At 45.3% G+C, this 12,456-nt stretch carries 9 protein-coding genes and 1 rRNA gene; 9 read left to right on the forward strand and 1 reads right to left on the reverse strand.

Going from position 1 to position 12,456, the window contains the following annotated elements; genetic code table 11:
• Nucleotides 1–291: 291 nt before the first annotated feature.
• The 6 genes from dnaA to gyrB all read left to right on the forward strand — a co-directional run bounded on the left by dnaA (nt 292) and on the right by gyrB (nt 6,605).
• Entirely contained in the window at nt 292–1,638 is a 1,347-nt protein-coding gene (dnaA, locus tag FKV70_RS09975; protein ID WP_019689098.1) for a chromosomal replication initiator protein DnaA, read from the forward strand.
• A 186-nt stretch (nt 1,639–1,824) separates the two neighbouring features.
• Nucleotides 1,825–2,967: a DNA polymerase III subunit beta gene (dnaN, locus tag FKV70_RS09980; RefSeq protein WP_063211662.1), complete on the forward strand. Its 1,143-nt coding sequence runs from the start codon at nt 1,825–1,827 to the stop codon at nt 2,965–2,967.
• A gap of 39 nt (nt 2,968–3,006) precedes the next feature.
• On the forward strand, nt 3,007–3,225 hold the full coding sequence (yaaA, locus tag FKV70_RS09985; RefSeq protein ID WP_016822440.1) for a S4 domain-containing protein YaaA: 219 nt from the start codon (nt 3,007–3,009) through the stop codon (nt 3,223–3,225).
• Nucleotides 3,226–3,279: 54 nt separating this feature from the next.
• Entirely contained in the window at nt 3,280–4,395 is a 1,116-nt protein-coding gene (gene recF, locus FKV70_RS09990) for a DNA replication/repair protein RecF (protein WP_063211660.1), read from the forward strand.
• Nucleotides 4,396–4,411: 16 nt separating this feature from the next.
• On the forward strand, nt 4,412–4,663 hold the full coding sequence (remB, locus tag FKV70_RS09995) for an extracellular matrix regulator RemB (RefSeq protein WP_063211658.1): 252 nt from the start codon (nt 4,412–4,414) through the stop codon (nt 4,661–4,663).
• A 31-nt stretch (nt 4,664–4,694) separates the two neighbouring features.
• Entirely contained in the window at nt 4,695–6,605 is a 1,911-nt protein-coding gene (gene gyrB, locus FKV70_RS10000) for a DNA topoisomerase (ATP-hydrolyzing) subunit B (protein WP_063211657.1), read from the forward strand.
• 106 nt (nt 6,606–6,711) lie between these two features.
• Here the strand turns inward: gyrB and FKV70_RS10005 are convergent, their stop codons facing one another.
• The gene (locus FKV70_RS10005; RefSeq protein ID WP_063211655.1) at nt 6,712–7,539 is read right to left on the reverse strand and encodes a YheC/YheD family protein; all 828 of its coding nucleotides are present in this window, start codon (nt 7,537–7,539) and stop codon (nt 6,712–6,714) included.
• Between the two features lie 467 nt (nt 7,540–8,006).
• Here FKV70_RS10005 and gyrA point away from each other — a divergent pair, with 467 nt between their 5' ends.
• The 3 genes from gyrA to FKV70_RS10020 all read left to right on the forward strand — a co-directional run.
• A complete protein-coding gene (gyrA, locus tag FKV70_RS10010) occupies nt 8,007–10,571 on the forward strand; it encodes a DNA gyrase subunit A (protein WP_142612732.1) in 2,565 nt (854 codons plus the stop codon).
• 206 nt (nt 10,572–10,777) lie between these two features.
• Nucleotides 10,778–11,866 (forward strand): HD-GYP domain-containing protein, encoded by a 1,089-nt coding sequence (locus FKV70_RS10015; RefSeq protein ID WP_142612748.1) that lies wholly within the window; start codon nt 10,778–10,780, stop codon nt 11,864–11,866.
• A gap of 317 nt (nt 11,867–12,183) precedes the next feature.
• A 16S ribosomal RNA gene (locus tag FKV70_RS10020) occupies nt 12,184–12,456 on the forward strand; the annotation flags it as partial.

Below are 12,456 nucleotides of genomic sequence, written 5' to 3' on the forward strand. Positions count from 1 at the left end.
ATTGCAGTCTCGTTTTGGCCTGCGGGATCAAGAGAACGGATCGTGCCGCACATTCCCTCCTGAGAAATATCGCCTTTCTTCTGCTGGTCAGCAGTGGAATTTCCATTATTATTTTTCAGGGCATTTTGTGCTGCGTTCTCTCACTACACTGCCGCGTGATTTAGGCGGCGGTATGTCTTTTTATGGCCTTCAACAATATTTTGGGGATTTTAGGCGTTTTGCCGAAGCGCCGAGAGCAGCTCTCTGCAGCTTAATTCGGCAAAATGTCAGGATTTAAAAGGAGTGACGTCTGTGGACAGCCATACCTCTGAACTATGGCAGCAAATTCTATCGATTATACAAACCAAGCTGAGTAAGCCGAGTTACGACACTTGGTTTAAGGCTACCAAGGCAGCGAAACTAAATGACCACTCCATTGTGATTTCTGCACCGACAACTTTTGCCGTGGAATGGCTTGAAAGCCGCTATACCAAGCTAGTCGGGGCAACGGTTTACGAGATTTTGGGCAAACATTTAGAGGTCAAGTTCGTTATTGAAGAGAACAAGCCGGCCGAGGTCGATCTTCAGCAACAACCTCAGCAGCAGCCGATCGTTCAAGAAGAAGCTGTGTCTCATATGCTGAATCCCAAATATACATTCGATACATTTGTTATTGGATCGGGGAACCGTTTTGCCCATGCGGCATCGCTGGCCGTCGCCGAGGCGCCGGCCAAAGCTTACAATCCGCTGTTCCTTTACGGTGGTGTAGGTCTGGGTAAAACGCATCTAATGCATGCTATCGGACACTATATTTTGGAGCACAATCCGACCAGCAAGGTCGTTTATTTATCATCAGAGAAGTTCACGAACGAATTCATTAATGCCATCCGGGACAACCGCGGAGAAAGTTTCCGGAATAAATATCGTAATATTGATATTTTGCTCATTGATGATATTCAATTCATCGCGGGCAAGGAATCGACGCAAGAGGAATTTTTCCATACGTTCAACGCGCTGCACGAGGAGCGCAAGCAGATTATAATCTCGAGCGATCGGCCACCTAAAGAAATCCCAACGCTAGAAGAACGGCTGCGCTCTCGCTTCGAGTGGGGACTTATTACCGATATTCAACCGCCGGATTTGGAGACGAGAATTGCTATTCTTCGAAAAAAGGCGCGGGCAGAAAACCTGGATATTCCTAATGAGGCCATGATGTATATCGCGAATCAAATTGATACAAACATCCGTGAGCTCGAAGGGGCACTGATTCGTGTTGTCGCCTATTCTTCCTTAACGAATCAGGATGTATCAAGCCATCTCGCGGCTGAGGCGTTAAAGGATATTATCCCATCCAGTCGTCCAAAAATGATCACGATTCAGGATATACAGCATCAAGTCGGGGAATTTTATAATCTACGGCTGGAAGATTTCAAAGCGCGTAAGCGGACGAAGGCTGTGGCTTTCCCACGACAGATTGCCATGTATCTTTCCCGTGAGCTAACCGACTATTCTTTGCCGAAAATCGGTGAAGCTTTCGGTGGACGTGACCATACGACTGTTATTCATGCGCACGAAAAAATCTCAAAATCCATTCAAGTGGATCAGGATCTATTTAAAGTTATCAACAACCTCATAGAGAAAATCAAAAATCCAACCTGAACAAGTTCAGAGCCTATACACAATTTATACACATGTGGATAGGCTTGATTTTATTAGGGTTACAGAGAGTTATCCACATATTCAGTGCGCCTATTACTATTACTAATATATTTTAAAGATATACATCACCTATATAAGGCCCGCGTCAACGCGTGCTTGAAGGATTAAAACCCGTAGGAGGAACTTATGAAGATTAGCATTCTGAAAAACGTTTTGAACGAGGCTATACAACATGTATCCAAAGCGATATCCAGTCGGACTACCATTCCAATTCTGAGTGGTATTAAGCTGGATGTGAATCACCAGGGCGTCACATTGACCGCAAGCGATACAGACATCTCCATTCAATCCTTTATTCCAATGGAGGATGGTGATCAGACGGTCGTTCAGGTCGAACAACCCGGTAGTGTAGTACTGCCAGCTAAATTCTTTGTCGAAATTATCAAAAAGTTGCCATCGCAGGAGATCCGTATGGAGGTAAAGGACCAATTCCAAACCTTTATCTCATCAGGTGCTACTGAGATTCAGATCGTTGGCTTGGACCCTGAGGAATTCCCGGTGCTTCCCAACATTGAAGAAAACCAAGTGATCTCTGTTCCAGGTGATTTGCTTAAAAATATGATTAAACAAACGGTATTCTCCATCTCTACTCATGAAACGACACCGATTTTGACTGGTGTATTGTGGAATCTGGCTGAAGGTGAATTGAAATTTGTCGCAACGGACCGCCACCGTCTTGCCACCCGCAGCGCTCATTTGGAGGGGACTGAAGGCTTACGTTTTAGCAATGTTGTTATTGCAGGCAAAACGCTCAATGAGCTGAGCAGAATTATTCCAGATCAAAATATGCTTGTGGATATCGTCGTAGCGGACAACCAGGTATTATTTAAGGTGGATCGCGTATTATTTTATTCCCGTATCTTGGATGGCACTTACCCTGATACTTCTAGAATTATTCCGACCTCCTACAAAACAGAACTGGTTGTGGACACAAAAAGTTTGAGCGAGTCTATTGACCGTGCTTATTTGCTGTCCCGTGAGGAAAAAACGAATATTGTAAAAATGCAATCGTTGGAAAATGGCGATCTAGAGATTTCCTCCAGCTCATCTGAGCTTGGCAAGGTGCGTGAGGAAGTAAATGTGTCTAAATTTGAGGGAGAGCCACTCAAAATCTCGTTCAACTCCAAATATATGCTCGACGTGCTGAAGGTAATTGACAGCGAGCAGCTGACGATTGCTTTTACCGGCATTATGAGCCCCATTATTTTAAAACCGGCAGACTCCAGCAATGCGCTGTACATCATCCTGCCATATCGCACAACCAACTAGCGTTACCTAACCGAGAACAAGCGAAAGGATGAATAGGCCTTGAAACCGATATCTATACAGACCGAATACATCAAGCTCGATCAATTTTTGAAATTAGCCGATTGTGTATCCACAGGAGGCATGGCTAAAGCCCTGCTGCAGGAAGGACAAGTCCGTGTTAATGGTGAACCGGAAGAACGCCGTGGAAGAAAATTGTACCCAGGTGATACCGTTGAAGTAGAGGACATTGGACGCTTCGAGGTTACGGCAGGAGCATGATCGCCTGAACGGCAAGGACTCCTTTTAGGTGCGGAATAATGAGGGGGACCCTATGTGTTTGTGAACAACATTGTTTTGCAGCAGTATCGGAACTATGAACAGTTGGAGCTGAATGATTTCGGACCCGTTAATTTGCTGATCGGACAAAATGCGCAAGGCAAAACGAATTTGGTTGAGGCAATTTTTGTACTGGCTTTAACGAAAAGTCACCGAACGTCCCGTGACAAGGAATTAATTTCTTTCGGGGCGACCTCCACTCATCTAGCAGCCGATGTGGATAAAAAATACGGAAAAATCAGATTGGATCTCTCGTTATCCACACAAGGCAAAAAAGCAAAGATCAACGGGCTGGAGCAGCGAAAGCTGAGCGATTTTATCGGTTCGTTAAACGTGGTTATGTTTGCGCCCGAGGATCTGGAAATCGTCAAAGGAACACCGGGGGTTCGCCGCCGGTTTCTTGACATGGAAATCGGACAGGTTGCGCCAGGATATTTGTATCATTTGCAGCAATATCAGAAAGTGTTGGTTCAGCGAAACAACCTGCTCAAGCAAGCCTGGGGGAAAGATATGACGTCGGTGCAGCTGATGCTGGAGGTATGGAATGAGCAACTTGTTGAGCATGGTGTTAAAATTGTAAAAAAGCGGAAACAATTTATAACAAAGCTACAAAAGTGGGCTCAGGCTATTCATGAAGGGATTGCAGGTGGAACAGAAGAGTTAAAATTAACCTATGTTCCCTCCTTCGGTGAGTCAGAGGAAGAAGATGAAGCTGTCTTATTGGAGCGATTTATGATAAAGTTATCCCAAATGAGGGAACAGGAAATCCGCCGTGGCATGACTTTGGCGGGACCCCATCGTGATGATTTAGCCTTTGCCATTAACGGCAGAGAAGTGCATACGTATGGTTCTCAAGGGCAGCAGCGGACGACGGCCCTGTCTTTGAAGCTGGCCGAAATAGAATTAATTCATGAGGAAATTGGGGAGTATCCTATCCTGCTGCTGGATGATGTGTTGTCCGAACTGGACCCCTATCGTCAGACTCAGCTAATCGAGACTTTCCAAAGCAAGGTACAGACCTTTATCACGGCAACCGGGATTGAGACGTTGAACGCAGAACGACTTAAGGGTGCCCATATTTATCACGTCCACGACGGGCATGTGGAACACTAAGGAGTGAGTGACCGCTATGTATATTCATCTGGGTGGAGAAAAGATCATCCGCTCGTCAGAGCTTGTGGCTATTTTCGATATCTCGATTGAAAAATCCTCTAAAATCTCCAAACAATACGTGAACCACGCCCAACAGCAAAAGCATGTCGAGATGATTGGCGAAGAGGAAGCCAAGTCCATCGTAGTAACTCAGAATACGGTGTATTATTCCCCCATCTCCTCAACAACACTCAAAAAGCGGGCAAACCAGTTTTTTGCCAATGCTTAACCATAGAAATCTATAGAAGTAGGTGAAAGGCATGTCTATGAATCAACCGTCTTATGATGCGGGCGAGATTCAGGTCCTTGAAGGCCTGGAGGCGGTTCGGAAACGTCCCGGGATGTATATTGGCTCCACGAGTGTCAAGGGGCTCCATCATCTGGTCTGGGAAGTTGTGGACAACAGCATTGACGAAGCGCTGGCGGGTTATTGTAACAGCATTCAAGTTGTCGTTCACGAAGATAACAGCATTACCGTTACAGATAACGGCCGCGGTATTCCGGTAAGTGAACACGCCAAAATGAAAAAATCGGCGCTGGAAGTCGTAATGACCGTGCTTCACGCAGGTGGTAAATTTGGAGGCGGAGGGTACAAGGTATCCGGTGGTCTGCACGGGGTTGGTGTATCCGTGGTGAACGCTCTCTCCAGTAAAATGATCGTCCGTGTTAAACGGGATGGACATGTATATGAGCAGGAATATCATCGTGGTGTTCCACAGTATGATGTCAGAGTCATCGGTGACACAGAAGAGACAGGTACCCAAACGACCTTCTATCCGGATGAACAGATTTTTACTGAAACGACCGTATATGACTATGATACGCTTCAGACGCGGATTCGTGAGCTAGCCTTCCTGAACAAAGGCATCGCAATCAGCCTGACTGATGAACGGACAGGCGCCAGCGATTCATTCCACTATGAGGGCGGAATCAGTGAATATGTGCAGTTTCTGAATCAAAAAAGGGAAGCCCTGCATGAACAACCGATTTATGTCGAAGGTTCACGTGATATGATTCAGGTCGAAGTTGCATTGCAATATAACGACAGCTATACCGAAAATATTTATTCTTTCGCCAACAATATCAACACCCATGAGGGCGGAACGCACGAATCAGGTTTCAAGAGTGCATTAACTCGGATTATTAACGATTATGCACGCAAAAATGGCTTGATTAAGGATAACAACGCCAATTTAACCGGTGATGATGTACGTGAAGGTTTGACAGCGATTATTTCCGTCAAGATCCCAGAACCACAGTTTGAGGGTCAGACGAAAACAAAGCTCGGCAACAGTGAAGTGCGGGGAATTGTCGAGTCTCTGTTCGCAGAGAAACTTCAGGAATTCCTAGAGGAAAATCCGGCTGTCTCCCGCCGTGTAGTCGATAAATCATTACAAGCAGCCCGTGCCCGGGAAGCAGCGCGCAAAGCGCGTGAGCTTACACGTCGTAAAAGTGCGCTGGAAATCAGCTCGCTCCCAGGTAAGCTGGCGGATTGCTCCTCCAAGGACGCTTCGATCAGTGAATTGTACATCGTCGAAGGTGACTCGGCAGGTGGATCTGCCAAGCAAGGGCGGGATCGTCACTTCCAAGCGATTTTGCCAATTCGCGGTAAGATTTTGAATGTGGAAAAAGCACGCTTGGACCGTATTCTATCCAGTGATGAAATACGCTCGATGGTTACAGCAATGGGTACAGGGATCGGGGATGATTTTGACATCGCCAAAGCTCGTTATCACAAGGTCATTATCATGACCGATGCCGATGTCGACGGTGCCCATATTCGTACATTGTTGCTGACGTTCTTCTATCGCTACATGCGTAAAATCATTGATGCGGGCTATATATACATTGCTCAGCCGCCACTATTTAAAATTGAGCGTAACAAAGTTGTGCGTTATGCGAACTCTGAGGCGGAACGTGACGAGATCATCAAGGAATTTGGAGAAAATGCCAAATATAATGTACAGCGCTATAAAGGTTTGGGCGAGATGAATGCGACCCAACTTTGGGAAACCACGATGGACCCTGAGAGCCGTACAATGCTACAGGTAACGGTCAGTGATGCGATGCTGGCGGATACGCTGTTCAATACCTTAATGGGTGACAACGTAGAACCACGTCGTGACTTTATCCAGGAACATGCAAAGTACGTGAAAAACCTAGATTTTTAATATATGCTATTCCATGAAGTAAGAGTTCACAAGGGGCGCCCCAATGGGCGTCCCTTTGCTTGTCATTAACCAGGCAGGATGGATTTGAAAATTTAAATTCAAAGTTTCAGGCTTTTTTCTTAGAGCGTACAGGTTTACCCGTAGATGCCGTATACCGGCCGTAGCCTACTGCATATCTGAATATTTTGTGATAGAGGCTTTTGTTTGGGAGGGAAGCGAACACTTTGATGGCTGGTCTAGTGTTGACCTCCAGAATCCACGGATAGTTTTGCTGATCCAATCCCACATCTAACCCAATTTCTCTTAAACGAGGGTATCTTTTTTGTAGCTGCCAGGCTACCCGCTCGCCCATTTTTGATAATTTTTGCTCCAGTCGTACGGCCTCCTTAACGTCCATGTATGGAGCTACTAGTTCATTAAAAAAGCGTGTTGTCCCGCCGCTGTGATGATTGGTGACGACTTTGTCAGGAGCAGCTACGCGTCCTACAATAAGCGTAGTTTCCCATTGGTGCCTCAAGTTCATCTGGGTTAACACCCTCAGATCGAAAGGACGGTTTTCATGATGAAGCAGGGGAATCCCGCGCTGTATCAAATATGGGCGTTTCTTTATACGAGAAGAAACCACCCTATGCAGCTCATCCAGACTTTCAAAGGTGAGGATATCTACTTCATAGCGCAGCACATACCAAGTTCTCTCCTCGATGATTCCCTCTTCTGTCGGCGGAAGCGGCTCTGTCTGCTTTTCTGCACGCATAACCCCTTTTCCATAAGTGCCATTATCCGGCTTAATATAGACAGTTCCATACACCGCCAACATTTCATTCAAGTGCTCAAACGTGTACAAACGTGTTTCCGGTATATATGCGGCCAATGCCGGATTGGGGAGAATGGCATTTGTTTTGGCCCACTTACTGGATACTCGCTGAATAGACAAGTATTCTCATCCTTTCTTTTTGAAATATGAGTCATGTAACTGGAATCCACATCCTTTAACAAAACAAGGGAAACTAAAGGACAAGCGCGTAAAACAATGATATAATAGAGAAATACGGCGTTTTTCGGAATTTTGCTAAGTAGAGCCCTGACCGTATACGTATTGTATGTGGTAAAGGCCCTTTGGGTGGGGGCTAATCCCCAGTTCAGGGGAATTTGTTATAATCAGGGCTTGTAAGATCTACAAGAAAATAGCAATCTGCCTATAAGGCAGAAGGGGAATGACGAGGGTTTTACGCTGTAAAGAGGGCAAATGTGTTTAATTGTGCTCTTTTTGTGAAAGTAATATAATTATACAGATGAGGATTTCAGCCAAAATCCTGCGCAAGGAGCGGAGTATATAGGCAGTGTCTTGTTGGGCTTTTCACATAGAGAGCGCTGTATTGAAGGATGAGAAGGAGGACCAGCATGGCGGATCAAAATAACTCGCAAATCATCAATAGGGATATCGGAGTGGAAATGCGCGAATCCTTTATGGATTATGCCATGAGTATTATTGTTAGCCGTGCCTTGCCTGATGTGCGGGACGGACTGAAGCCGGTACACCGTCGTATTCTGTACGCGATGTCCGAGCTAGGCATGTCGCCAGATAAGCCTTATAAAAAATCGGCAAGAATCGTCGGTGAAGTGATCGGTAAGTATCATCCTCATGGTGATACGGCTGTATATGACACGATGGTACGGATGGCGCAGGATTTCTCCTTGCGTTATATGTTGGTGGATGGACACGGTAACTTTGGCTCCGTGGACGGAGATATGGCAGCAGCCATGCGTTACACTGAAGCACGGCTGTCCAAGATTGCCATGGAGATGCTTCGTGATTTGAACAAAGAGACCGTTGATTTTATGCCGAACTACGATGGTGAAGAGAGCGAGCCTGTCGTATTGCCTGCACGTTATCCTAACTTGCTGGTTAACGGTGTCGGCGGGATTGCAGTTGGTATGGCAACCAATATTCCTCCGCATAACTTGGGAGAGGTTATCGATGGTGTACAAGCTCTGATCGAAAACCCTGACATTACGCCGATGGAACTTATGGATTACATTCAAGGTCCTGACTTTCCTACAGCAGGTTATATCTTAGGCCGCTCAGGCATTCGTCAAGCGTACCAAACTGGCCGCGGATCTGTGACCATGCGTGCGAAGACCACCATAGAGGAGATTGGCAATAAAGCACGGATTATCGTGCATGAGTTGCCTTACCAAGTGAATAAGGCGCGCCTAGTCGAGAAAATTGCTGAATTAGTACGTGACAAGCGTATTGAAGGCATTACAGATCTTCGAGACGAATCCGACCGTACGGGTATGCGTATCGTTATCGAGCTGCGTAGAGATGTGAACCCGAACGTCGTTCTGAACAATTTGTTTAAACATACGGCCATGCAGTCCAATTTCGGGATCAATATGCTGGCCATTGTAAACAATGAACCGAAGATTTTAAACCTGAAAGATGTCTTGTATTATTATCTCAAGCATCAGGTTGAGGTTATTCGTCGCCGGACAGAATTCGATCTGAAAAAGGCTGAAGCTAGAGCACACATCCTGGAAGGTTTGCGTATTGCTCTTGACCATCTGGACGAAGTTATTTCTTTGATTCGTTCTTCCCAAACTGCAGAAGCAGCTCGTGAAGGACTGATTGAGCGTTTCTCGCTGACTCTTGAGCAGGCCCAGGCTATTCTCGATATGCGTCTGCAACGCTTAACCGGTTTAGAACGTGAGAAGATCGAGAATGAATACAACGAGCTAATTCAAAAGATTATGGAATATCGTGAAATTTTGGCGAATGAGCATTTGGTGCTCAATATCATCAGCGAAGAGCTGAATGAGCTGAAAGGACGCTTTGCCGATGAACGTCGCACTGAAATTACAGTGGGTGAAGAAAGTATTCTGGATGAGGATCTCATTCCGCGTGAAGACGTTATTATTACTGTAACCCATACTGGATATATCAAACGCCTACCTGTTACTACGTATCGCAGTCAAAAACGCGGTGGTCGTGGTGTAGTAGGTATGGATACCAAAGATGAGGACTTCGTAGAGCATCTGTTCATTACGAATTCACATCATCATCTGTTATTCTTTACTGATAAGGGTAAGGTGTACCGAATTAAGGCCTATGAGATTCCAGATTTAAGCCGGACAGCTCGGGGAACACCAATTATTAACCTGATTCAGATTGAACAGGGTGAGTCGATCAATGCAGTAATTCCAATTGAGGAATTTGTGGAGGACAGTTATCTGTTCTTTGCGACCCAACATGGGATTATTAAGAAGACACCTCTTGATGACTATGCGAATATCCGCAAAGGTGGCCTGATTGCCATTAATTTGCGTGAAGATGACGCCCTGATCGAAGTGAAGCTGACTGATGGACAGCAGGAAATGATTATTGGTACAGCACAAGGCATGTCTATCCGTTTCCCTGAAAGTGATGTACGATCTATGGGGCGTAGCGCTACAGGAGTTAAAGGGATTAGTCTTGATGAAAGTGATGCTGTAATTGGCATGGATATCGTTGATACCAACCTGGATATTTTGATTGTAACAGCCAAGGGTTATGGCAAACGCACCCCTGCTGTGGATTATCGTATCCAGAGCCGTGGAGGCAAAGGGATCAAGACGATTAACGTTACCGACAAAAACGGTCCGGTTGTTGGCCTCAAGGTTGTAAAAGCCGAAGAGGATCTGATGATTATTACAGCTAGCGGCACCTTGATCCGGACTAGCATGGGGGAAATCTCCACGATGGGACGGAATACACAAGGGGTAAGGCTGATTAATATTCGTGATGATGATGCGGTTGCAACGGTTTGTCGGGCGAACAAGAATGAGGAGCAAGATGAACTGCTTGAGGATTTATTAGAGGACAGAGGAACTGGTGAAGAGCCAACTCTGTCATCTGCTGAACCAACTCTTGGAGATAATACAGAAGATACGGAAGGTAACGATCTAGCATCTTCTGAGGACGAATAATCCTTGAATATGGAAACAACATTGTTGTTTTAAAATTAGGGGAAGGGACTCTCTGACTATTTGGTCAGGAGAGTCTTTTTTCTTGTTCAGGCTGACGAATTCAAATTTAAATGGCATAAAATGAATGTACAGGATCATTCCCAAGTAATATAATGACATCATAACTGGCAGCTGGAGCAGCTGTTGTGAGAACAGAGAGGTTGACCATGACAACTGTACCCGTATCGGAATTAAAAGCAGGACTTAAATTACAAAGCGACGTATTTACTGAAATGGGCAGCTTGTTGCTACCGAAGGGACGCATCCTGCTACCACGTGACTTGGAGATTTTAGAGGCATTCCTGATTCAACAAGTAGAGGTAGGGACTGACGATCTTACAAAGTCCAGTAGTGAGCCTACCGCTGGTCGATCTGGAACAGATGAATCGCAGGAGGCTTCCTTGGAAGGGCGAGATGGATCTGAACAATTCCAGGTTGAATATGACAAAATGGTGATGCTCGTTAAAAGTGCGTTTCAGTCAGTGCTCGTCTCTAATTTATCTATATATGAGTTGCGGGGACAACTGGAGTCCTTACTGTCCCATATTCAACGTTATAATGTAATGACCTATACTCCGCCAGCTATGATCGAAGTGGACTATATTTTTCACAATGCTGTGCTAACCTCCCTTACCTCTTACTCCATTGCACAATGGATTGGGTTGCCTCAAAAGGATTGGATGCAGGTAGCTTTTGCTGGATTGCTGCATGATATAGGGAACGCTAAGATGGACCCGTCCATTCTGTACAAGCCCTCCCAACTAACGCGAGAAGAGCAAGAAGAGATACGTCTTCATACATCACTAGGATACCAAATGCTTAGAAATGTGAAGGCTATTAACGAAGGTGTGCGTTTGGCAGCTCTTCAGCATCATGAGAAAGTGGACGGTACTGGATATCCATTGCGTCTTAAAGGGGAGCAAATCCACATATACGCTAAGATTGTCGGGGTGGCTGATGTATTTCATGCCATGACTTTGGAGAAAACATATCGACCTGCCCAATCACCATATTTGGTTTTAGAGCAAATCAAATCAGAATCATTTGGAAAGCTGGACCCAAGTGTCGTGCAAGTCTTCATTCAAAAGTTAACACAGTTCAATAATGGGACCAAGGTACGTCTTAGTGATAACCGAACAGGGGAAATTATATTCGCTGATCGGGATCACCCGACTCGTCCGTTGATTCAAGTAGATGGGGAGATCATTAACTTGATGCTTCAAAGAGAGCTTTATATCGAGTGTATTGTTACTTAACTAAGGTTTTTTAAAAAAACAGTTGCACAATATAGTGAATATATGATATATTATTTCTTGTCGCTTCAAGTTGTGAAAAAGAGAGCGAAAAACACTTTTGAAAAAAAAGTGTTGACACAGAACTAGAAAACATGATAAACTATAAAAGTTGCTGAGGGGAACAAAAAACTCCGAAGCAAGCAAGAATGTTTGATCTTTGAAAACTGAACAACGAGTGAGTAAACTGATTTTGTTCGCAAAATCAAACATGAGATATTTTATCTCGTCAGTTTCAAATGAGCTAATCGCTCTTTCGATAAATCAACTTCGGTTGGTCTTTAATGGAGAGTTTGATCCTGGCTCAGGACGAACGCTGGCGGCGTGCCTAATACATGCAAGTCGAGCGGGGTTACTTAGAAGCTTGCTTCTAAGTAACCTAGCGGCGGACGGGTGAGTAACACGTAGGCAACCTGCCCACAAGACAGGGATAACTACCGGAAACGGTAGCTAATACCCGATACATCCTTTTCCTGCATGGGTGAAGGAGGAAAGGCGGAGCAATCTGTCACTTGTGGATGGGCCTGCGGCGCATTAGCTAGTTGGTGGGGTAA

Origin of the sequence: Paenibacillus ottowii, from assembly GCF_006874425.1 — a bacterium.
Taxonomy (GTDB): domain Bacteria; phylum Bacillota; class Bacilli; order Paenibacillales; family Paenibacillaceae; genus Paenibacillus; species Paenibacillus ottowii.

Coding starts and splice junctions, on each gene's coding strand:
- dnaN (WP_063211662.1), top strand. CDS start 1,825: ATGAAGATTAGCATTCTGAAAAACGTTTTGAACGAGGCTATACAACAT.
- remB (WP_063211658.1), top strand. CDS start 4,412: ATGTATATTCATCTGGGTGGAGAAAAGATCATCCGCTCGTCAGAGCTT.
- gyrB (WP_063211657.1), top strand. CDS start 4,695: ATGTCTATGAATCAACCGTCTTATGATGCGGGCGAGATTCAGGTCCTT.
- gyrA (WP_142612732.1), top strand. CDS start 8,007: ATGGCGGATCAAAATAACTCGCAAATCATCAATAGGGATATCGGAGTG.
- FKV70_RS10015 (WP_142612748.1), top strand. CDS start 10,778: ATGACAACTGTACCCGTATCGGAATTAAAAGCAGGACTTAAATTACAA.